This is a genomic window from Xenophilus arseniciresistens (assembly GCF_028023875.1).
In the GTDB taxonomy this organism is placed as follows: domain Bacteria; phylum Pseudomonadota; class Gammaproteobacteria; order Burkholderiales; family Burkholderiaceae_C; genus Xenophilus; species Xenophilus arseniciresistens.
The window spans coordinates 198,807-219,491 of record NZ_JAQIPB010000003.1 but is presented as its reverse complement, the minus strand read 5'-3'; the positions used below and the strand labels follow the sequence as shown (position 1 = coordinate 219,491).

At 70.6% G+C, this 20,685-nt stretch carries 16 protein-coding genes; 10 read left to right on the top strand and 6 right to left on the bottom strand.

What is annotated here, in order from left to right:
* Positions 1 to 20 precede the first annotated feature (20 nt).
* The 3 genes from PGB34_RS09675 to PGB34_RS09665 are packed head-to-tail and all read right to left on the bottom strand — an operon-like array spanning position 21 to position 3,933.
* A complete protein-coding gene (locus PGB34_RS09675; RefSeq protein ID WP_271427869.1) occupies positions 21 to 725 on the bottom strand; it encodes an OmpA family protein in 705 nt (234 codons plus the stop codon).
* A complete protein-coding gene (locus PGB34_RS09670; RefSeq protein ID WP_271427868.1) occupies positions 722 to 3,187 on the bottom strand; it encodes a DUF802 domain-containing protein in 2,466 nt (821 codons plus the stop codon). The genes PGB34_RS09675 and PGB34_RS09670 overlap by 4 nt, the downstream gene beginning before the upstream one ends.
* Positions 3,184 to 3,933 carry a DUF3348 family protein gene (locus PGB34_RS09665; protein WP_271427867.1) on the bottom strand — a complete coding sequence of 250 codons (750 nt, stop codon included), beginning with the start codon at positions 3,931 to 3,933 and terminating at the stop codon, positions 3,184 to 3,186. Before PGB34_RS09665 ends, PGB34_RS09670 begins: the two co-directional genes overlap by 4 nt.
* A 196-nt stretch (positions 3,934 to 4,129) precedes the next feature.
* Between PGB34_RS09665 and PGB34_RS09660 the strand changes: the two genes are divergently transcribed.
* A complete protein-coding gene (locus PGB34_RS09660) occupies positions 4,130 to 4,546 on the top strand; it encodes a nuclear transport factor 2 family protein (RefSeq protein WP_271427866.1) in 417 nt (138 codons plus the stop codon).
* 10 nt (positions 4,547 to 4,556) lie between these two features.
* Here PGB34_RS09660 and PGB34_RS09655 read toward each other — a convergent pair whose 3' ends face one another.
* Positions 4,557 to 5,810 carry a patatin-like phospholipase family protein gene (locus tag PGB34_RS09655; RefSeq protein ID WP_271427865.1) on the bottom strand — a complete coding sequence of 418 codons (1,254 nt, stop codon included), beginning with the start codon at positions 5,808 to 5,810 and terminating at the stop codon, positions 4,557 to 4,559.
* Between the two features lie 128 nt (positions 5,811 to 5,938).
* Between PGB34_RS09655 and PGB34_RS09650 the strand changes: the two genes are divergently transcribed.
* Both PGB34_RS09650 and apbC read left to right on the top strand, forming a co-directional pair.
* Positions 5,939 to 7,888, top strand: a complete 1,950-nt coding sequence (locus PGB34_RS09650; RefSeq protein ID WP_271428254.1) for a bifunctional metallophosphatase/5'-nucleotidase — start codon at positions 5,939 to 5,941, stop codon at positions 7,886 to 7,888.
* Between the two features lie 166 nt (positions 7,889 to 8,054).
* Positions 8,055 to 9,146, top strand: coding sequence for an iron-sulfur cluster carrier protein ApbC (apbC, locus tag PGB34_RS09645; protein WP_271427864.1), 1,092 nt, complete (start codon positions 8,055 to 8,057; stop codon positions 9,144 to 9,146).
* Between the two features lie 15 nt (positions 9,147 to 9,161).
* On the opposite strand, the gene PGB34_RS09640 is transcribed toward apbC, so the two are convergent.
* Both PGB34_RS09640 and PGB34_RS09635 read right to left on the bottom strand, forming a co-directional pair.
* Positions 9,162 to 9,872, bottom strand: a complete 711-nt coding sequence (locus tag PGB34_RS09640) for a fumarylacetoacetate hydrolase family protein (protein ID WP_271427863.1) — start codon at positions 9,870 to 9,872, stop codon at positions 9,162 to 9,164.
* Positions 9,873 to 9,906: 34 nt separating this feature from the next.
* The gene (locus PGB34_RS09635) at positions 9,907 to 11,040 is read right to left on the bottom strand and encodes a cupin domain-containing protein (protein WP_271427862.1); all 1,134 of its coding nucleotides are present in this window, start codon (positions 11,038 to 11,040) and stop codon (positions 9,907 to 9,909) included.
* A gap of 363 nt (positions 11,041 to 11,403) precedes the next feature.
* Between PGB34_RS09635 and PGB34_RS09630 the strand changes: the two genes are divergently transcribed.
* The 7 genes from PGB34_RS09630 to fdhD all read left to right on the top strand — a co-directional run bounded on the left by PGB34_RS09630 (position 11,404) and on the right by fdhD (position 20,623).
* On the top strand, positions 11,404 to 11,883 hold the full coding sequence (locus PGB34_RS09630; protein ID WP_271427861.1) for a MarR family winged helix-turn-helix transcriptional regulator: 480 nt from the start codon (positions 11,404 to 11,406) through the stop codon (positions 11,881 to 11,883).
* A gap of 153 nt (positions 11,884 to 12,036) precedes the next feature.
* Positions 12,037 to 14,076: an AsmA family protein gene (locus PGB34_RS09625; RefSeq protein WP_271427860.1), complete on the top strand. Its 2,040-nt coding sequence runs from the start codon at positions 12,037 to 12,039 to the stop codon at positions 14,074 to 14,076.
* 70 nt (positions 14,077 to 14,146) lie between these two features.
* Positions 14,147 to 15,100 (top strand): LysR substrate-binding domain-containing protein, encoded by a 954-nt coding sequence (locus PGB34_RS09620; protein ID WP_271427859.1) that lies wholly within the window; start codon positions 14,147 to 14,149, stop codon positions 15,098 to 15,100.
* Positions 15,101 to 15,253: 153 nt separating this feature from the next.
* Complete coding sequence (locus PGB34_RS09615) at positions 15,254 to 16,951, top strand: OFA family MFS transporter (protein WP_271427858.1); 1,698 nt, start codon at positions 15,254 to 15,256, stop codon at positions 16,949 to 16,951.
* Positions 16,952 to 17,003: 52 nt separating this feature from the next.
* On the top strand, positions 17,004 to 19,400 hold the full coding sequence (locus tag PGB34_RS09610) for an FdhF/YdeP family oxidoreductase (RefSeq protein ID WP_271427857.1): 2,397 nt from the start codon (positions 17,004 to 17,006) through the stop codon (positions 19,398 to 19,400).
* A gap of 3 nt (positions 19,401 to 19,403) precedes the next feature.
* Positions 19,404 to 19,697, top strand: coding sequence for a hypothetical protein (locus PGB34_RS09605; protein WP_271427856.1), 294 nt, complete (start codon positions 19,404 to 19,406; stop codon positions 19,695 to 19,697).
* A 53-nt stretch (positions 19,698 to 19,750) separates the two neighbouring features.
* Positions 19,751 to 20,623 carry a formate dehydrogenase accessory sulfurtransferase FdhD gene (gene fdhD, locus PGB34_RS09600; RefSeq protein ID WP_271427855.1) on the top strand — a complete coding sequence of 291 codons (873 nt, stop codon included), beginning with the start codon at positions 19,751 to 19,753 and terminating at the stop codon, positions 20,621 to 20,623.
* The last annotated feature ends 62 nt before the right edge of the window (positions 20,624 to 20,685 follow it).

The window sequence follows — 20,685 nt, the reverse complement described above, 5'->3', positions numbered from 1 at the left end:
TCGGGGTGCGGGGCGGCGCCTCAGCGCGTGGCGTTCGTGCCAGCGGCCGGCCTGGCCGTCGGCACGGGCGCCGCGGGTGCATCGCCCTGGGCAGGGCGCGGCATGGGCGCCATTTCGACGCGGCGGTTGCGCGCGCGGCCCTCGGCATCGGCATTGGAGGCCACGGCCTGCTGCGAGCCGAAGGCGGCCGCGAACACGTCCTCGGCCGGCAGGCCTTCGTCGATCAGCGCGCGCGTCACCGTCAGCGCACGCTGGGCCGACAGCTCCCAGTTGTCGGCGAAGCGACGCGCGTCCTCGCGCATCGGCCGGTCGTCGGTGAAGCCACTGACCATGAGGATCTCGCGCCGCTCGGCCAGGTAGCGCGCCAGCGGCGCCGACAGGCTCTTGAGCAACTGCCGCCCCTCGGGTTGCAGCTCGGCCGAGTTGAAGGCGAAGAGCACGTTGCCGCTGATGCCGATGCGGCCATGAACCAGCGTGACGCGGCCGCTGGCCAGCGGGCCGGCCAGCACCTGTTCCAGCGCCTGGCGGCGCTGGGTTTCCTGCTGGCGCTGCTGCACCTCGGTTTCGAGCTTGGTGGCCAGGTCGGCCTGCAGCCCCAGCGCATAGACCAGCAGCAGCACGAAGGCGCCGAGCAGCCCGGCCATGAGGTCGCCGAAGACGGCCCACACGGGCGCGTTCGAGCCCGCGCCCGCGCCGTCCGCCTCAAAGTCTTCTTCGTGCGTCATGCGCCGGCTTGGCCCGCACGCGCCTGGCGCGAAGCGATCTGCTGCAGGTCTTCGATGATCTGCTTTTGCGACATCACGCTGAGGTCGATCACCTCGCGTGCCTGGGCCACGTAGTAGGCGAGCTGTTCATCGCTGCGCGCGAGCGAGGCGTCCAGCGCCTCTTCGATGCGCGCGAGCTGGCCGATCAGCTTTTCGTGGCCCTGGCCGAAGTGGGCCAGCGCGCCGCCGAAGGCTTCGCCCAGGCTGGCGATTTCGGCGGTGCCGGTCTGCAGCTGGGCGGCGGCCTGGTGCAGATGGCCGGCCTGCGCATCCACCTGTTCACCGAAGCGCGCGCCCACGCGTTCCATGAGCTGGGCCGAGGTGCTGACCAGCGCGTCGATGGCGCCGCGCTGCTCGGTGCTGGCGTGGTTCACGGCGTCCAGCAGGGTCGAGAGCGTCTCGAGGATGCGCGCGCGCTCGCTCAGCATGTCGTTGTCGCGCACCATGCTTTCCGAGAGCTTCTGGCGCAGCTGCGCCACCACGTCGGCGGCGGCGCGCGGCGCCTCCGCCGCGGCCTCCGTCAGCTGGCCGATCTGCTCCAGCGTGCCGCGCGCATGCGCTTCATGCTGCGTCGTGATCTCGCGCACGGTGCCGGCCAGCGTGTCGCACAGCTGCTGCTGGCGCGCGGCATTGGCTTCGGCCAGCTGCGTCCATTGCTGCTGCAGGCCGTCGCGCAGGGCGGCCAGCGATTCGTGCCAGGCGGCCAGGCGCTGTGCTTCCTGGGCGGCGGACGAAGCCTGTGCCTCGGTCTGCGCGGCCTGCAGGCGCTGCAGCAGTTGCTCGCCCTGCTGGCCAAAGCCTTCGCCGGCGGCCTGCAGCGCGCTGCGCGTCTGCTCGGCCAGGCGGGTGCTGGCTTCGCCCTGCTGGGCCAGGGCCTGCTCCCACTGGCCCACCACCTGCGCCACGGCGCCTTCCAGGCGCGTGCCCACACCGTTGACCAGCGCGGCGCTGTCCTGCTCGAAGCGCTGGGTCAGCGCATCGAAGCGCGTGCTGGCGGCTTCCAGCGCGGCCTGCGTGCGCTCGCCCATGGCCTGGCTGCTGTGCGCATGCTGGGCCAGGGCCTGTTCCCACTGTTGGGCCACGGCGGCCACGCTGCCCTGCAGCCGCGCATCCACGCCTTCGAAGAGCTGGCCGGCCTGCTGGCCGAACTGCTGCGCCACGGCGTCGAAGCGCGCTGCGGCGGCTTCCAGCGCGGCCTGGGTCTGGCCGCTCTGGGCTTCGCCGTTGCGCTGCTGATGGGCAAGCGCCTCGTGCCACTGCGCGCTGTGCTGCGCGCTGCTGGCGTCCAGCCGCGCCTGCAGCTGTTCGATCAGCGCGGCCTGGCGCTCGGCCTGTTCGCGGGCCGCCTGCGCGTGGGTCTGCTGCAGGGACAGGGACAGCGCCTCGCTGCTGCGCTGGTGCTCGGCCAGCGCGCTTTGCCAGTTCTGCGCCACGGCGCCGCTGGTGGCCTCCAGGCGCTCGCTCAGGCCCGCAAGCTGCTCGTGCAGGCGCTGGGCCATGGCCTGCTGCAGCTGGCCACCCTGTTCGGCCAGCCCGGCCAGCGTGGCCTGCACCACGGGCTGCAGGGATTCGGCCGCCACACGGGCGCTGTGGTCCAGGCTTTTCTGCAGCGACTGGTCCACCGAGCTGGCCAGCGCGCGGTAGGCGCTCTGGGCCTCTTCATGGAAGCGCGACTGGTTCTGGCCCAGGCGCTCGTTGAGCAGCTCCTGCTGCCTGGCCAGGGTCTGCATCAACGTCTGCACCTGCTCGACCAGCGCGGGCATGGCGCCGGCCTGCTGCTGCAGCAGGGCCAGAGTCGATTCGTGCTGGCGCGCGGGCGAGAAGCCGCGCAGGAAGCTGGCAGCCTGCGCGTCCAGCTGCTGCACCACCTGCGCGCGCTCGCGCCGCGCCAGGGCCGACATCAGTCCCAGCATGGCCGATGCCGCCACGCCGGCCACCGAGGTGCCGAAGGCCAGGCCCAGGCCCAGCACGGGCGCGGACAGCGACTGGCGGATGGTGCCCAGGTCGGTGGCCGTGGCCAGCGCGCTGCCGGTGCCCTGCAGGGTGACCACCATGCCCATGAAGGTGCCCAGCATGCCCAGCAGCACCAGCAGGCCCACAAGATAGGGCGTGAGCGTGGGGCCGGGCAGGCCGGCGCGCTCGCCTTCGACGCGGCGGCGCACGGCGCTGCGCAGGGCGGGGGGCAACTGCTGCAGCCAGTCGTCCAGCGCGGCGGGCGGCGCAGTGAGCGCGGCCAGGGCCTGGCGCAGGCCGGCCGTGTAGCCGCGCCAGCGCCACAGTTCCCAGGCGCCCAGGATGTAGAAGGCCGCGATGAGCAGGGTCATGGCCAGCGCCAGCAGGTGCTGGCCCAGGTAGCCCGCGCCCACCCAGCCGACGGCCAGCAGGCCTGCGATGAAGATGACAAGGTGTGGAAGTCGGCTCATTGCGTTTCTTTGTTGTTGGGGTGGGCCCGGGTCTCGCTCAAGGCTGCGAGCAGCGCGGCGATGGCCTGCCATCTGAATTCAAGTTCGGCCCGCAGCAGATGCTGCAGGTCCTGCACGAAGCGCCGCAGCCAGGGCGGCTCGTCGCCCGGGTCCTGCGGGTTCGCGGGCTCGGGCGTGGCCTCGGCCGCCTGGCGCAGGCGCTCGTAGTGCTGCTCCAGCAGCGCCGGCACGCCGGCCAGCCACTGCCGCTCCTGCAGCGCCAGCACGCGCTCCATCACCTGGTCCACGGCGGCCAGCCTGGCGCCTTCGGCCGACTGCGCAGCCAGGGCCTGGCGCAACTGCGCGCGCAGCGGCGCCACGGCATTGTCGAAAGCCTGCTGGCGCGTCTGGTAGCGGCGGCGCCAGCTGCCGAAGTCGGGCACCGGCGGGGGCAGCGGCACGCCGCGCAGCGTGGGCATGCGCGTGCGCCGCACCGGCGGCTTCGCTTCGTCGTCGATCTCGCGCTGCAGCTGGTCCAGCACCCGCTGCGCGTGTGCCGCGTCGGGCAGCCACACGCCGTCTTCGACGCTCTGGGGCCGGCCGGCCGCCGACAGCGCCGCCGACAGCGGGATGGCCTCGGCCCAGCCGATCCATTGACCGAGCTGTTCCGTGAAGACCTGAGGGGATTGAGCGGCGTCGACCTGCGTGAGCCGGGCGAGCAGGCGCACCAGCGTCGAGCCGGTGATTGCCGTGCTTTGAGACACCATGGGCCCGGTTCGGAAAAACCGCGCAGTCTACACGGCGGGTCTGTAACAAAGAGGCTCGCACGCGCAGCCGCGCGGGGTGCGCACCGGGGGCTGCGGGCAGGGTCGTGAGAAGGGTCACAGTCGCGCAGCGGACTGGCGGCGCTGGACGCGCGATGCGCTCGCGCTACCGTGCGGCCTCCAAGAAACAGAGACAGCCATGAACACGACCCTGAACACCCCCGCCGTTCTGCAAGCCTGGCATGCGCTGGTGGCCGAGCGCAGCATGCAGGGCCTGAACGCCCTGCTGGCCGATGAGGTGGTCTTCCACTCGCCCGTGGTCCACACGCCGCAGGTGGGCAAGGCCATCACGGCGCAGTACCTCTACGCAGCCTTCAAGGTCTTCTTCAACGACAGCTTCCGCTACGTGCGGGAGACCGTGGGCGCGGACCACGCGATCCTCGAATTCGAGGTGCAGATCGAAGGCATCCACGTCAACGGCATCGACATGATCAGCTGGAACGAGGCCGGCCGGATCACCGAGTTCAAGGTCATGGTGCGGCCGCTCAAGGCGATCCAGCTGATCCACCAGAAGATGGCGGCCATGCTGGAGGCGAACAAGGCCCGCGCCGCATGAACAGCCGCGCTCAGGGCTGCGGCGCGCTCGGCCAGCCGAAGAAGCGCCGCACCGACTCGGCCTGCGCCCGCGTGTCGGCGCGGCCCAGCGCCATCAGCTCGCGCGTGAAGCCGGCATCGAAGAGCAGGTAGCTGGCCAGGGCCGATGCCTTGACGGCCTGGGTGGCGGCGTCGCCGTTGGTGCCGGGGCTGCCCCGAAACAGCCGGCGCACCACGCCGGGCAGGGCCTGCACATGGCGCGCGGCCAGCGCGTCGATGCGCTCCGTGGGCGTGATCACCAGCAGCTCGATGGGCCGCAGGCGCGTGTGCATGCGCGCGGCCGGCGGGATCAGCGCCAGGGTCTGGTTGATGCGCTGCAGCCGCTCCACGTCCACGGCCAGCGCGTCCAGGAAGATGCTGGACATCGCATGGCCCGCGATCTGCGCCAGGCTGGGGTAGCCGCTGAGCGTGTTGGGGCCGGGCGCCTCGCGCGGCTCGTGCAGGCGGCCCGCGCCCACCACCAGCACGCGTTCGGCGCCCAGGTGGATGGCCGGCGCGATGGGCGCGGTCTGGCGCATGGAGCCGTCGCCGAAATATTCGGTGTGGCCCGCGTGCTCGATCGCCGTGGCCGGAAAGACGAAGGGAATGGCGGCCGAGGCCAGCAGGTGCGCATGCGTGAGCGGGCCGGGCACGGCCTGGCGCTGCGAGCGCACCCAGGGCGGCATCGGTGCCTCGTCGGCGCGGCACTGGTAGAAGGTGAAGTGCTCGCCCGAGCTGTAGCTGGAGGCCGTGACGGCCAGCGCGCGCAGGTGGCCGGCCTGAAGCAGCGCGGGCAGGCGCTGCAGCGGCACCAGGCGTTCCAGCAGCCGGGCCAGCGGCGTGTTGTCGAGCAGCGCGCGCGGCTGCTGGCGTCGCCAGCGCACCAGCAACTGCGCCAGGCCCCAGGCCATGCGCCAGCGGCCCGTCACGTCCAGGCTCGAGAGTGCGTCGGTGCGGTACACCTGCTGTGGCTTGAACTGCCGCCACACGCCCGCGATGCGGCGCACGGCGCGGTCGAAGTCATGGGCGCCGCAGGCCAGTGCGGCCGCGTTGATGGCGCCGGCCGAGGTGCCGGTGATGACCGAGAAGGGGTTGCCCGCATGCGCCTGGCCGGCTTCGCGCCGCAGCTGCGCGATGGCCTGCAGCACGCCCACCTGGTAGGCCGCGCGGGCGCCGCCGCCGGTCAGCAGCAGGCCGGTGTGCGCGGCGGCTGCAGCGGCGGCACTGGAGGCGGGGGCGTCGGTCATCGGGCTGCGATTGTGACCCCGCGCCGCCCAGGCTTTCATGAGACCGACATGCAAGGCCGGGAGGATGCCCTTTTCTGCAATTGAAGGAGAAGGGTGTGCGTCTGAAACAAGGCCTGAGGGTCGGATCGATGGTGGCTGCAAGCGCGCTGGTGGTGGCTTGCGGCGGTGGCGGCAATGACTTCGTGCTGCCCGTGTTGCCGCCGGCCCCCGCGCCTGCGCCCGCACCCGCGCCGGCGCCTGCGCCGGCCCCCGCGCCGGCCGAGCCCCTGGAGCTCACGATCCTGCACATCAACGACCACCACTCCAACCTCGACGGCAAGAGCCGCACGCTCAAGCTCAAGACCGGCAGCGGCGATGCGACCACCGACGTGACCGTGGACGCCGCCGGCTTCCCGCGCGTGACGGCCGCCATCCAGGAGCTGGCCCAGGGCAAGCCCAACGTGCTGAAGCTGCATGCCGGCGACGCGCTGACCGGCACGCTGTACTTCAACCGCGCCGGCGCCGACGGCGAGGCCGACGCAGCGATGATGAACACCGTCTGCTTCGACGCCTTCACGCTGGGCAACCATGAGTTCGACAAGGGCGACAGCGGCCTCAAGGGCTTCCTGGAGCGCCTGCGCACGACCGCGTGCAGCACCCCGGTGATCAGCGCCAACGTGAAGTTCGGCGCCAACTCGGCCCTGAACCCCAACACGGCACCCGGCTACGTCAAGCCTTCGATCGTGCTGGAGCGCGGCGGCCAGAAGATCGGCATCGTGGGCCTGACCATCGCGGCCAAGACCAAGGCGTCCTCGAGCCCCGACCCCGACACCACCTTCGAGGACGAGACCGTGGCCGCGCAGCGCGAGATCGACGCGCTGCGGGCCCAGGGCGTGAATAAGATCATCGTGCAGAGCCACATCGGCTATGGCTACGACCAGACCGTGGCCAAGGGCCTGTCGGGCGTGGACGTGGTGGTGGGCGGCGACTCGCACACGCTGGTGGGCCCGGCCTCGATGAGCCGCTACGGCGTGGGCTCGCCCGCGGGCGCCTACCCCACCGTGATCCAGGACAAGGACGGCAAGCGCGTGTGCGTGGTGCAGGCCTGGGAATACAGCCAGGTCGTGGGCGAGCTGAAGGTCAGCTTCGACGCCAACGGCGACGTGCAGGCCTGCGCCGGCACGCCGCACGTGCTGATCGGCGACAACTTCGCCGTCGCCGGCGCCCCGCCCACCGATGCCCAGCGCACCGCGCTGATGGCCGACGTGGCCGCCAGCGGCTTCCTGCGCGTGACCACGCCCGACGCCAGCGCCACTGCCGTGCTGGCGCCGTTCAAGGCCAAGATCGAGGTCTTCAACAAGACCGTGGTCGCCACGGCCACCGAAGAGATCTGCTCGCGCCGCGTGCCGGGCGGGGTGGGCACGGTCGACTACTCGCGCTCCAGCGCCAGCTGCAACACGCTGGGCAGCGTGTCCCTGCGCGGCGGCGACATCCAGCAGATCGCGGCCCAGGCCTTCCTGGACATCGGCCAGCGCAAGTACGGCGGCGCCGACATCTCGCTGCAAAGCGGTGGTGGCGCGCGCGTGCCGCTGTTGCCGGGCCCCGTCACGGCGGCCAAGCTGATCGAAGTGCTGCCCTTCGGCAACATGCTGTTCCGCCTGGAAGTCACGGGCGCTGAAGTCAAGGGCATGATCGAGGACGGCCTGGAGGGCGTGTTCAAAAGCGGCGGCAGCACCGGCCCCTACCCGTACACGGGCGGCCTGCGCTTCGACGTGAATGCCAACGCGGCCAAGGGCCAGCGCGCCACCAACTTCGAGGTGCGCGACCAGGCCAGCGGCCAATGGCTGCCGCTGAGCGAGACCCGCAGCTACAAGCTGTTCGTGCTGAGCTTCAACGCCACCGGTGGCGACGGCTACGCCACGCTGGCCAGCGTGCCGGCCGCGCGCCGCCTGGACATCGGCGTGCTCGACGCCGACGTGTTCCTCGAATGGGTGCAGGGCCTGACGCTCAACGCAGGCTCGGGCCTGCCGGGCATTGGCCGGCTGCCCGTGGAGCTGTACAGCACCAAGAGCTACCAGCAGCCGGCCACGGCGCAGTGAGCGCGGCGCGGGTGACGAGCCCGCGTGCTGGCTGATGAACACGCACCAGGCGCCCCTCGCGGGCGCCTTGTGCATTGCGGGGCCGTGCCGGGCGGCCAATGTCCCTGCCCGCCGGGCCGGGTGGGGGCACGCCGTAGACTCCCCGGCATTGAGGAGCATTTTTTCCATGACAGTGACCCCCGAGGCCCTGCTCGACGCGCTCAAGGGCGTCGAAGACCCGAACACCCGGCAATCCTTCGTGGCCGCCAAGGCCGTGCGCAACGTGCAGGTCGACGGTGCCGACGTGGCTTTCGAGCTGGTGCTGGGCTACCCCGCGCAGAGCCAGCATGCGGCCCTGCGCAAGAGCCTGATCGCCGCCGCCCGCGCCGTGCCGGGCGTGCAGAACGTGTCTGTGGAGATCCGCACCGACGTGGTCAGCCATGCCGTGCAGCGCGGCGTGCAGCTGCTGCCGGCGGTCAAGAACATCATTGCCGTGGCTTCGGGCAAGGGCGGCGTGGGCAAGAGCACCACGGCCGCCAACCTGGCCCTGGCCCTGGCCGCCGAAGGCGCGCGCGTGGGCCTGCTCGATGCCGACATCTACGGCCCCAGCCAGACCCTGATGCTGGGTGCCAGCGGCAAGCCCGAAAGCACCGACGGCAAGACCATGGAGCCCATCGCGGCGCACGGGCTGCAGGTGATGTCCATCGGCTTTCTGGTCGATGCCGACCAGGCCATGATCTGGCGCGGCCCCATGGCCACGCAGGCGCTGGAGCAGATGCTGCGCCAGACCCACTGGAAGGAGTTGGACTACCTGGTGGTGGACATGCCCCCGGGCACCGGCGACATCCAGCTCACGCTGAGCCAGCGCGTGCCCGTGACCGGCGCCGTGATCGTGACCACGCCGCAGGACATCGCGCTGCTGGACGCGCGCAAGGGCATCAAGATGTTCGAGAAGGTGGGCGTGCCCATCCTGGGCATCGTCGAGAACATGGCCGTGCACGTGTGCACGAACTGCGGCCACGCCGAACACATCTTCGGCGCCGAGGGCGGCAAGAAGATGGCGGCCGAATACGGCATGCCCTACCTGGGCGCGCTGCCGCTGGCCATGGCCATCCGCGAGCAGGCCGACAGCGGCCGGCCCACGGTGGTGGCCGAACCCGAAGGCGAGGTGGCGGCGCTGTACAAGGACATCGCGCGCCAGGTGGCCGTGACGATCGCGAACAAGGCCAAGGACTTCTCGGCCAGGTTCCCCACCATCACGATCAGCAAGAACACCTGAGGGCTGGGTGAGCGTTTATTCGGGCTGGCCGACGGTCAGCGCGATCTCGCCCACGCCTTCCACGCGGCCGGTGATGCGGTCGCCCGGCAGCACGGCGCCCACGCCTTCGGGGGTGCCGGTGTAGATCAGGTCGCCGGGCTGCAGGTGATAGAAGAGCGACAGGTCGGCAATGATCTCGCGGATGTTCCAGATCAGCTTGTCGACGTCTGACTTCTGCTTGACCTCGCCATTGACCGACAGCTCGATCAGCCCCGACTCGATCACTTTGCCGGGCATGGGCACCACCTCGGAGGCCACCGAGGACTGCTCCACATCCTTGCCCAGGTCCCAGGGGCGCCCCTTGTCGCGCGCCACCAGCTGCAGGTCGCGGCGCGTCATGTCCAGGCCGCAGGCATAGCCGTAGATGTATTCATGCGCCTGCTCGGCCGCGATGCGAAAGCCCGCCTTGCCGATGGCCACCACCAGCTCCATCTCGAAGTGGTAGTTCTTGGTTTCGGGCGGATAGGCCACGGTGGCGCCCGAGTCGGTCAGCGTCGATGGCGCCTTGGTGAAGTAGAAGGGGCGCTCCACGCTCTTGTCGACGGGGCGGCCCATTTCGACGGCATGCGCGTGGTAGTTGCGGCCCACGAAGAACAGGCGCTGGATCGGCAGGCGCTGCGCGCTGCCGCGCACGGGCAGCGAATAGACGGGGGCGGGGGTCCAGAGGTAGGAAGCAGCTTGGGTCATGGTGTGAGCAAGGTGAAGAAAGACAGAGAAGGGCTCAGCGCGGCTGAACGAGGGTGCGGTGCGCGTGCAGCGATTCGAAGATGGGCGAATCGCTGAAGCGGAACAGGTCCAGCGAGGCCGCGTTCTTGTCGCAATGCGCCTCGAAGCGCATCCACGAGGGCACGACGAACAGATCGCCGCGCGCCACGTCCCAGCTGCGCTCGCCCACCGTCACGCGGCCGCGGCCCTCGAAGACCTGGAACACGGCGGAGCCCACCTCCTGGCGCGCCAGCGTGCTCGCGCCCTGGCGAATGCGGTGCATCTCGCAGCGCAGGGTGGGCAGCACGTCTCGGCCGTTGGTGGGGTTGCAAAAGCGCACGGCCGCATGGCCCGGGCTCAGCGTGGCCGGCACGCCCTCGGCCTCCAGCGCGAGCTGCTCGGCCAGGGCGCGGTCGGTGTCGACCCAGCGGTAGGCCAGCAGCGGCGTGGTGGGCTGGTCCTGCAATTGCGAAACCGGGCGCAGGCCCGGGTGGGCCCACAGCCGCTCCGAGCGCGAGAACTCGGGCGAGATGCGCTCGGCCGGCGGCAGCGATTCGCGGCCGAACTCGAAGAACTGCGACTCGGTGTAGTACGAGAAAGGGATGTCCAGCCCGTCGATCCAGGCCATGGGCTGGCTGGCGGCGTTGTGGTGGGCATGCCAGTTCCAGCCGCCCTGGGGCAGGAAGTCGCCGCGCGACATGCGCACCGAATCGCCGTTGACCACCGTCCACACGCCTTCGCCCTCGACCACGAAGCGGAAGGCATGCTGGCTGTGGCGGTGCTCGGGCGCATCCTCGCCGGGCATCAGGTACTGGATGGCGGCCCACAGCGTGGGCGTGGCAAAGGGCCGCCCGCCCAGCGAGGGGTTGGCCAGCGCGATGGCGCGGCGCTCGCCGCCGCGGCCCACGGGCACGATGCGGCCGGCCTCATCGGCCAGGGCCAGCAGGCGGTCCCAGCGCCACAGATGCGCGCTGGCCTTGCTGCGCGGCTCGCGCGGCATCAGGTCGCCGATCTGCGTCCACAGCGGCACCAGCAACTCCTGCTCGAAGCCGCGGTAAAGCTGCTCCAGCGCAGGCGTGGGCTCGGGCTGGCCGGGCGCGGCCACGGCCGCGAGGCGCACGGGGGAGGGGGGGATGTCAATCACGCTCATGAGACAAGTCCTCTTTCAGGGCTGGGGGCGGGGCGCAGGCCGCGGCTGTTGCAGACCGCACCCCGCAGGCATATCGATGCAGACGCAGCATGACGCGAAGGCGGCGCCAGGGGAAGGCGGCTCGCGTTCGCATCGGCATGTCATCTGCATACACATAATAAGTATACTGATGAAAAGTGTACGGCCTTGATTGGAAACGCAGACATTGGGGTTTGCCCGTGGGTGTGCGCCTGTGGCGCAGCCCCTCACCCGGCCGCTTTCCAAAAGAGGGGAGAAGCCCATTCAGGCCAGCCCCTATGATCCCGCCCACCCGCAGGCAGTGCGCCCAGCCCGCGCGCGCAGACCCAGCCGCCGTCAATCCCCATGGACTTCCGCCCCGCCGAACTCGAGAACTTTCCCGGCTACTACATCCGCCGGTTGCAGCAGATCGCCGTGGCCGTGTTCATGGAAGAGGCCCAGCCCTGGAGCGTGACGCCGGTGCAATACGCTGCGCTGTCGGCCGTGCTGCGCCAGCCCGGCGTGGACCAGCGCACCCTGGCGCGGCTGATCGGCTTTGATGCCTCCACCATCGGCAGCGTGATCGACCGGCTGGAGGCCCGCGGCCTGATGGTGCGCAGCGGCAGCCCCACCGACCGCCGCGTGCGCCTGCTCCACGTCACGCCCGAGGGCCAGGCCCTCGTCCAGGAAGCCGAACCCGCCGTGCTGCGCGCCCAGCAGCGCATGCTGGAGCCGCTGCCCGACGAGGCGCGAGCCCGTTTCATGGAGCAACTGGCCTTCCTCATCGCCGAAAACGACAAGCTGGCCCGCGCGCCCAGCAGCGCGGGCGAGGGGCGCGGCGGTTGAGCCTTCAAAAAATTTGCCACGCGTAGGCCGTCGCGCACAGGTCTGCGCGTGGGCCGCCGACCGGGTGGGAATGGACGCAGGCCCTAGTCTTTAGACTCCGGTCTTGCAGCCTGCACGCCCGCATCCGCGCGCCCTGCTGCAGCCCTTTGAACCATGCCGACCTTCGCAGCATCTCCTGGATCCTCCACCACCTGGCGCTGGCTTCGCCGCGCCCTGTGGCTGCTGCTGGGCCTGATGCTGGCGCTGGTGCTGCTGGTGCTTTTCTTTCCGTGGGATCTGCTGCGCGGCCCCGTGAACCGCTATGTGAGCGAGAAGACCGGCCGCGCTTTTGAGATCACGCGTCGGCTCGATGTGAAGCCCGGCTGGCGCCAGGCGACGGTGATGCTCGATGGCCTGACCTTTGCCAACCCGGGCTGGGCGCGCAGCCCGCACCTGGTGCGTGCCGAGCGGGCCGAGATCGACGTGCGGCTGTGGCCCCTGCTGACGGGCCAGGTGGACCTGCCGCGCATCGCGCTGGCGGCGCCCGAGCTGGGCCTGCAGATGGAAGCCGACGGCCGGCGCACCTGGGCGCTGGGCAAGTCCGATTCGGGCGAGGGCGGCTCGGGCACGGTGCCCCGGATCGGCCTGCTGCAGGTGGACCGGGGCGCGCTGGACTTCCTCGCGCCGCCCTATGGCGTGGACATCCAGGCCGGTTTCGATTTCGACAGTGCGCGCGGCGCCATGCCGCTGCACTTCGAGATGAAGGGCCGCTACCAGGGCCAGCCGCTGCAGGCGAAGGGCCGCACCGGCCATGTGCTGCAGATCGACGCCGTGGGCGCGCCGCCCTTCCCGCTGGAGATCCGCGCACGCGCCGGCGCCACGCGGCTGAATGCGGAGGGTCGGGTGGGCTCGCTGTCCACGCTCGATGGCATCGAGGCCACGTTCGATCTGCGCGGGCGCACGCTGGGCGACCTGTACAAGCTGCTGGGCGTGGCACTGCCCGAAACGCCGCCCTATGCGGTGCAGGGCCAGTTGCGCAAGAACGGCCAGCGCTGGGATGCCGCGGCGCTCAAGGGACGGCTGGGCCTGTCGGACATCGCGGGCGACCTGGCCTTCGAACAGGGCGGCACGCGGCCCCGCCTGAGCGGCGAGCTGCAATCCAAGCTGATGGACATGGACGACCTGGGGCCGCTGATCGGCCTGCAGCCCAGCGCGCGCTCGGCCAGGGCGGTGAAGCTCGAGGACATTCCGCCGCCGGTGACGCAGGAGCAGGCGCAGCGCCGGCGCACCGACGGCAAGGTGCTGCCCACCGCACCGCTGGACTTCGAGCGGCTGCGCGCCATGGACGCCGACGTGCGCTACACGGCACAGCGCATCCGCAACGTGCGCGAGGTGCCGCTGGAGCGCGGCTCCGTGCACGTGAAGCTCAAGGACGCGGTGCTGAGCCTGGACCCGCTGGACCTGGGCGTGGCCGGCGGCAGCTTCAAGGGCAGCATCCGCATCGATGGCTCGAGCCGGCCCGCCGACATCCGCGCATCGCTGGACATGCGGGGCCTGCAGCTGGCGCGCCTGCTGCCGGCGCTGGAGAGCAGCGGCAACAGCGTGGGCCGGCTGGACGGGCGCCTGAACATCGCGGGCCGCGGCGAATCGGTGGCGACCTGGCTGGGCGCCTCTTCGGGCGATGTGGCGCTGCTCATGGGCAGCGGCCAGTTCGGCAACCTGCTGCCGGTGTTCGCCACGCTGGTGGGGGGCGACGTGATCAAGTTCCTGGCCCGCGGCGACCGCGATGTGCAGCTGCGTTGCGCCGCGCTGGCCTTCGACATCCAGAAGGGCCTGATGAACAGCCGCACGCTGGTGCTGGACACCAGCAACGCCATCTTCCAGGCCGAGGGCAGCATCAACCTGGCCAGCGAGCAGCTGGACTTGGTGATCCGTCCCGAACCCAAGAGCCCGAGCATCCTGTCGGTGCGCACGCCGCTGACGGTCAAGGGCACGCTGGGCGATCCGCGCCCCGGCGTGGAAGCTGCGCCGCTGATTGCACGCGCCGCAGCCGTGGTGGCCGGCGCCAGCATCAACCCGCTGCTGGCCCTGGCCGCGACGCTGGAGCCCGGCCCGGGCAAGGATGCCGACTGCGCGGCCCTGCGTGCCGACGCAAACAAGCCCGCGAGCGCGGCGGCCCGCCAGGGCGCGGCGCGCGCCAAGGCCATACGCTGACCGGAAAGCGCCTTTGCGCCTGCGGGCTGTCAGCAGGGCCCGCACCGTTCTGGGCTACATTGCGCCCGCCATGAACCTGCTGGCTTCCATGCGCTACCTGGTGGCGCTCAATGAACATCGCCACTTCGGCCGCGCCGCGCTGGCCAGCCACATCACGCAGCCGGCGCTGTCCAACGCCCTGCGCGCACTGGAGCGCGAGTTCGGGGTGCTGATCGTCAAGCGCGGGCGCACCTTTGCGGGCCTCACGGCCGAAGGCGAAGCCGTGCTGGCCACGGCCCAGCGCATGCTGCACGAGCAGGAACTGCTGCGCCAGCGCCTGCGCAGCGAGGCCGACCGGCCCAGCGGCGGGCTGCGGCTGGCGGCCGTGCCCACGGCCATGCCCATCCTCACGCGCTTCGCCGTCGAGCTGCAGCGCCTGCACCCGGCCATCACGCCCACCGTGGTGTCGCTCAGCTCGCAGGAGATCGAGACCGCGCTGGACAGCATGGCCGTGGACATGGCGCTGGGCTACATCGAGCGCACGCAGGTGCGCGAAGTCAGCCTGATGGTGTGGCCGCAGTTCATCGAGCACTACTACTTCGTGCGCCGCCTGCCCCCTGCAGCCAGGCGCGCGAAGGAGGGCGTGCGCGAAGGCCCGCCCATGGGCTGGGCCGAAGCCGCGGCGCAGCCGCTGTGCCTGCTGACGTCCGACATGCACAACCGCGCCATCGTCGACAGCGCCATCCGAGAAGCCGGAGGCATGGTGCGCCCGGCCATGGACACCAACTCCATCTACACACTGGCCGCGGCGCTGCAGGAAGGGGCGCTGGGCGGCGTGCTGCCCGATGTGACGCTGGCGCTGCTGCAGGGCGGCAGCTATGAGGCCAGGCCGCTGGTGGAGCCCCGGCTGCAGACGCCGCTGGGCTTCATGAGCTACCGCGGCGAGCGCGTGTCGCGCGCGCTGGAGGCCGCCATCGCGCTGCTGCAGGACGAGGGCTGGCTGGCTTCGTTGCGCAGGCTGCCCACGCCGGTGAGCATGGCCTGATGGGCATGGCCGCGCAGTGCCCTGCACGGCCCTTTCATTCAAGGATTGAATCGCCGCATGTGCTGATTCAATTTGAGCTGCCCGGGCATCGCTCCTAGACTCCGCCCGCCCTGAAAAGGGGTACTGGTTGAAGACAACACACTGAGGAGCGACATGTCAGGAGCAGCATCCGGCACCGCGGGCGGCGAGGCCCTTTTGAACCCGGGCATTGCCCAAGCGCCGGGCTGGCTGGAGAAGGAGCGCACCATCGCGGGCCCCGGCTTCAACCGCTGGCTGGTGCCGCCGGCCGCGCTGGCCATCCACCTGTGCATCGGCATGGCCTACGGCTTCTCGGTGTTCTGGTTGCCGCTGTCGAAGATGCTGGGCACGGCCGGCACGGGGGCGCTCACCTGCGGCGCCGACGTGAGCTTCTTCGCCGAGATGTTCGCCACGGGCTGCGACTGGCGCGTCTCCACCCTGGGCTGGATGTACACGCTGTTCTTCGTGTTCCTGGGCTGCTCGGCCGCCATCTGGGGCGGCTGGCTCGAACGCGTGGGCCCGCGCAAGGTCGGCGTGATCAGCGCGCTGTGCTGGTGCGGCGGCATGCTGCTGTCGGCGCTGGGCATCCACCTGCACCAGTTCTGGCTGATGCTGCTGGGCTCGGGGGTGATCGGCGGCATCGGGCTGGGGCTGGGCTACATCTCGCCCGTCTCCACCTTGATCAAGTGGTTCCCGGACCGTCGCGGCATGGCCACGGGCATGGCCATCATGGGCTTTGGCGGCGGCGCGATGATCGGCTCGCCGCTGGCCGTGGAGCTGATGAAGCACTTCGCCACCCCCACCGACGTGGGCGTGATGCAGACCTTCGTGGTGATGGCGCTGGTGTACTTCGTGTTCATGATGGGCGGCGCCCTGGGCTACCGCGTGCCGCCCAGCGGCTGGAAGCCCGAAGGCTGGACGCCGCCCGCCGCGCAGGCTGCCAACGCCATGGTCACCCAACGCCATGTGCACGTGAAGAAGGTCTGGGGCATCCCGCAGTTCTGGCTCGTGTGGACCGTGCTGTGCATGAACGTGTCGGCCGGCATCGGCGTGATCGGCATGGCCTCGCCCATGCTGCAGGAAGTGTTTGGCGGCGCGCTGATCAACGTGCCGGCCAGGTTCTCTGAACTGGACAAGGGCCAGCTGGCCGCGATCGCGGCCGTGGCCGGCGGTTTCACGGCGCTGCTGTCGCTGTTCAACATCGGCGGCCGTTTCTTCTGGGCCACGGCCTCCGACAAGTTCGGCCGCAAGCTGACCTACACGATCTTCTTCGTGCTCGGCGGCCTGCTGTACTTCAGCATTCCCAGCTCGGCCGGCATGGGCAGCAAGCTGCTGTTCGTGGGCGCCTTCTGCCTGATCCTGTCGATGTACGGCGGCGGCTTCGCCACCGTGCCGGCCTACCTGGCCGACCTGTTCGGCACGCAGATGGTGGGCGCCATCCATGGCCGCCTGCTCACCGCCTGGGCCACGGCCGGCATCCTGGGGCCGGTGGTGGTGAACTACATGCGTGAATACCAGCTGGGGCTGGGCATCGCGCGCGAACAGGTCTACAACCAGACCATGTACATCCTGGTGGGCATGCTGGCCATCGGCTTCATCGCCAACCTGCTGATCCGCCCCGTGGCCGACAAGCACTTCATGACCGATGCCGAACTGGCGCACGAAAAGAAGCTGGCCCATGACAAGGCCGCCGCGGCCGAAGTGGGCACCGGCAGCGGCCGCGAGGACCGCGTGAGCCCGGTGGTGGTCGCGCTGGCCTGGGTGGCCGTGGGCGTGCCGCTGGCCTGGGGCATCTACAAGACCTTGGTCAGCGCGGCGAAGTTCTTCCACTGACCGATTGAAGAGAGTGCCCGGCCACGGCGCCGGGCCGTGCAGGGAGACCACGATGAACGAACAGAAGATCGAGTTCTACAAGGGCCCCGCCGGTGGCTGGGGCGCGCTCAACAGCGTGAAGAACGCGCTGCTGCGCCAGGACATCCCGATCAAGGGTGCCAAGACGCTGCTCTCGGCCAACCAGCCCGACGGCTTCGACTGCCCGGGCTGCGCCTGGCCCGACCGCAACCACCATTCCACCTTCGAGTTCTGCGAGAACGGCGCCAAGGCCGTGGCTGCCGAGGCCACCGCGCGCCGCGCCGGCCCCGAGCTGTTCGCCAAGTACACGGTCACCGAACTGCTGCAGCAAAGCGACTTCTGGCTCGAAGACCAGGGGCGGCTGACACATCCGATGGTCTATGACGCCGAGAGCGACAAGTACCTGCCCATCCACTGGGACTCGGCCTTTGCGCTCATCGCCAGGCACCTGAACGGACTGCCCGATCCGAACCAGGCCATCTTCTACACCTCGGGCCGGGCCAGCAACGAGGCGGCCTTCCTCTACCAGCTGTTCGTGCGCGAATACGGCACCAACAACTTTCCCGATTGCTCGAACATGTGCCACGAGCCCAGCGGCAGCGGCATGCGCCCGCAGATCGGCGTGGGCAAGGGCACGGTGACGCTGCAGGACTTCGAGGCGGCCGACGCGATCTTCATCTTCGGCCAGAACCCGGGCACCAACCACCCGCGCATGCTGGCCGAGCTGCGCGATGCCTCCAGGCGCGGCGCCCGCATCGTCAGCTTCAACCCGCTGCGCGAGCGCGGGCTGGAGCGCTTCCAGGATCCGCAGAGCAAGATGGAGATGGCGACCCTGGGCTCCACGCCCATCAGCTCGCACTACTTCCAGCTGCGCGTGGGCGGCGACCTCGCCGTCGTCAAGGGCATGGCCAAGCACCTGCTGGAGCGCCAGGAGGCGGGCGAATCCGTGCTCGACGCCGAGTTCATCGCGCAGCACACGGTGGGCTTTGACGCAGTGGCCGACGACATCCGTGCGGAGCCTTGGGATGTGATCGTGGAGGAGTCGGGCCTGACGCAGGAACAGATCCGCGCCGCGGCCGACGTGTACATCGGCGCCAGGAGCGCGATCTTCTGCTGGGGCATGGGCATCACGCAGCACATGCATTCGGTGGCCACCATCCAGATGATGGGCAACCTCTTGCTGATGCGCGGCAACGTGGGCCGGCCCGGCGCGGGCTTCTGCCCCGTGCGCGGCCACAGCAACGTGCAGGGCGACCGCACCATGGGCATCTGGGAGAAGCCGCCCGCGGCCCTGCTGGACCGCCTGGGCCAGGTCTTCGGCTTCGAGCCGCCGCGCGCGCATGGCTATGACACGGTGGAAGCCATCCAGGCCATGCTGGACGGCAAGGGCAAGGTCTTCTTTGCGCTGGGCGGCAACTTCGCGGCGGCCACGCCCGACACCCACGCCACCTGGCGCGCGCTGCGCCAGTGCGACTTGACGGTGCACGTGACCACCAAGCTCAACCGCAGCCATGTGGTGCACGGCAGGCAGGCGCTGATCCTGCCCTGCCTGGGCCGCACCGAGATCGACATGCAGTTCGGCGGGCCGCAGGGCGTGACGGTGGAGGACTCGATGAGCATGGTGCACATCTCCTCGGGCATCAACCCGCCCGCGTCGGAGCACCTGCTGTCCGAGCCCGCCATCGTGGCGCGGCTGGCCGACGCCACCCTCGCCGGGCGCAGCCGCACGCCCTGGCTCTGGCTGATCGAGGACTACGCGCGCATCCGCGACAAGATCGAAGCGGTCTTCGACGACTTCAAGGACTTCAACACCCGCGTGGCCCAGCCCGGGGGCTTTCGCCTGCGCAACACGGCCAGCGAGCGCGTGTGGGCGACGCCCACGGGCAAGGCGACCTTTTTTGCGCACCCCGTGCCGCGCGACACGCCCACGCACCGCGCGCGCCGCCGCATGCAGGGCAAGCAGCGCGACGCGATCGTGTTCACGCTCTTCACCACGCGCTCGCACGACCAGTACAACACCACCGTCTACGGCATGGACGACCGCTACCGCGGCGTCTTCGGCCAGCGCCGCGTGGTCTTCATTCATCCCGAGGACATCCGTGCGCTGGGGATGAAGGATGGCGACTGGGTGGATTTGATGACGGTGTGGGATGACGGGCCCGAGCCGAGCGCCGGGCCGCCCGGACACGCAGTGCCGGGCGTGGGGGGCACGGTACGGCGCGCCGACAAGTTCAAGCTCGTGGCCTACGACATCCCGCGCGGCAACCTCGCGGCCTACTACCCCGAGACCAATCCGCTGGTGCCGCTCTCGGCCACGGCCATTGCCGCGGGCACGCCCACGTCGAAGGCGATTCCGGTGCTGCTGGTGCCGCACCGCGGCGAGCTCGCAGACGGCGCCGTGGCCAGCGAGGCCGCCACCACCGCCGCCTGAGCCATGACCGACGAGGCGCAGCCGCTGGCCGACCTGCCCGCCGCGCTGTTGCGCGCGCTGGCCGAGGAGGGCGACGGCGTGCGCGGCGTCTCGTTGCCGCGCCTGGTCAAGCGCCTGAGCCTGGGCGCCAGCGCGCTGATGCGCGAGCTGACGCTGATGAGCGATGCCGTGCTCGGCGGCGTGCGCGGGCCCGGCTGGGTGCGCGTCGAGCAGCTCGAGGGGCGCTGGGTCGCGCACCTGACCGAGGCCGGGCGCGCGCAGGCCCTGCGCCTGCCGCCGGCCGGGCCGCTGCACTGATCGGCCGCAGCGGCCAGAATCGGGCCCATGCGCCGCCTGGGCGCCTGCACGCCATGTCTTCCGAACCCATTCATTCCTCCGCCGCCGAGTTCGACATTCCGCCCCTGGCCCAACTGGGCGTGCAGGTCTTTGGCGAACCCGGCCTGCCGCCGCAGGGCCAGCTGCGCGAGGACACGCTGGCGGCCGAAGTGCCGGTGGCGCTGGTGTTCAACGGCCTCTCGCATGCCGTGATGATGGCCACGCCGCAGGGCGTGGAGGACTTCGCGCTGGGCTTCGCGCTCAGCGAAGGCATCCTGGATTCGGCCACCGACTGCCGCGGCATCGAGGCTACGGCGCTGGCCGCCGCTGATGCCGGCCTGCCCGAGGGCATGCCCGGCATCGAGGTGCAGATCGAGATATCCACCCGCGCCTTCGAGCGCCTCAAGGGCCGGCGCCGCAGCCTGGCCGGGCGCACCGGCTGCGGCGTTTGCGGCGTCGAGAGCTTCGCCGCGCTGGACCTGTCGCCGCCGCGCGTGCCCGCCCATCCCTGGGCCGCGCAGATCGACCTGCCCGTGGTGCTGCAGGCCATCGAAGGCCTGCGCGCGCAGCAGGCGCTCAACGCGCGCGCCGGCGCGCTGCATGCGGCCGGCTGGGCCGGCCTGGACGGTGCCCTCAGCGACGTGCTGGAAGACGTGGGCCGCCACAACGCGCTGGACAAGCTGCTGGGCCGGCTGGCCCGCACCGGCCGCCTGGGTCAGCCGGGCTTCGTGGTGATGACCAGCCGCGGCAGCCACGAGCTGGTGCGCAAATGCACGCAGCTGGGCGTGCCGGCGCTGGCCACGGTGTCAGCGCCCACTGCCATGGGCGTGCAGATGGCGCGGCTGTGCGGCATCGCGCTCTGGGGTCTGTGCCGGCCGCCGCGCGCGGTGCGCTACACGGCCGGTTGAGACCGGCGGGCGCCCGCCGCATGCATCGGGCAGATAAAAGTGTTACACAAGGTGTACGAATT

Excerpts from the sequence above, each read along its gene's own strand:
- PGB34_RS09675 (WP_271427869.1), bottom strand. The coding sequence starts at position 725 with ATGACGCACGAAGAAGACTTTGAGGCGGACGGCGCGGGCGCGGGCTCG.
- PGB34_RS09670 (WP_271427868.1), bottom strand. The coding sequence starts at position 3,187 with ATGAGCCGACTTCCACACCTTGTCATCTTCATCGCAGGCCTGCTGGCC.
- PGB34_RS09665 (WP_271427867.1), bottom strand. The coding sequence starts at position 3,933 with ATGGTGTCTCAAAGCACGGCAATCACCGGCTCGACGCTGGTGCGCCTG.
- PGB34_RS09660 (WP_271427866.1), top strand. The coding sequence starts at position 4,130 with ATGAACACGACCCTGAACACCCCCGCCGTTCTGCAAGCCTGGCATGCG.
- PGB34_RS09655 (WP_271427865.1), bottom strand. The coding sequence starts at position 5,810 with ATGACCGACGCCCCCGCCTCCAGTGCCGCCGCTGCAGCCGCCGCGCAC.
- PGB34_RS09650 (WP_271428254.1), top strand. The coding sequence starts at position 5,939 with ATGGTGGCTGCAAGCGCGCTGGTGGTGGCTTGCGGCGGTGGCGGCAAT.
- apbC (WP_271427864.1), top strand. The coding sequence starts at position 8,055 with ATGACAGTGACCCCCGAGGCCCTGCTCGACGCGCTCAAGGGCGTCGAA.
- PGB34_RS09640 (WP_271427863.1), bottom strand. The coding sequence starts at position 9,872 with ATGACCCAAGCTGCTTCCTACCTCTGGACCCCCGCCCCCGTCTATTCG.
- PGB34_RS09635 (WP_271427862.1), bottom strand. The coding sequence starts at position 11,040 with ATGAGCGTGATTGACATCCCCCCCTCCCCCGTGCGCCTCGCGGCCGTG.
- PGB34_RS09630 (WP_271427861.1), top strand. The coding sequence starts at position 11,404 with ATGGACTTCCGCCCCGCCGAACTCGAGAACTTTCCCGGCTACTACATC.
- PGB34_RS09625 (WP_271427860.1), top strand. The coding sequence starts at position 12,037 with ATGCCGACCTTCGCAGCATCTCCTGGATCCTCCACCACCTGGCGCTGG.
- PGB34_RS09620 (WP_271427859.1), top strand. The coding sequence starts at position 14,147 with ATGAACCTGCTGGCTTCCATGCGCTACCTGGTGGCGCTCAATGAACAT.
- PGB34_RS09615 (WP_271427858.1), top strand. The coding sequence starts at position 15,254 with ATGTCAGGAGCAGCATCCGGCACCGCGGGCGGCGAGGCCCTTTTGAAC.
- PGB34_RS09610 (WP_271427857.1), top strand. The coding sequence starts at position 17,004 with ATGAACGAACAGAAGATCGAGTTCTACAAGGGCCCCGCCGGTGGCTGG.
- PGB34_RS09605 (WP_271427856.1), top strand. The coding sequence starts at position 19,404 with ATGACCGACGAGGCGCAGCCGCTGGCCGACCTGCCCGCCGCGCTGTTG.
- fdhD (WP_271427855.1), top strand. The coding sequence starts at position 19,751 with ATGTCTTCCGAACCCATTCATTCCTCCGCCGCCGAGTTCGACATTCCG.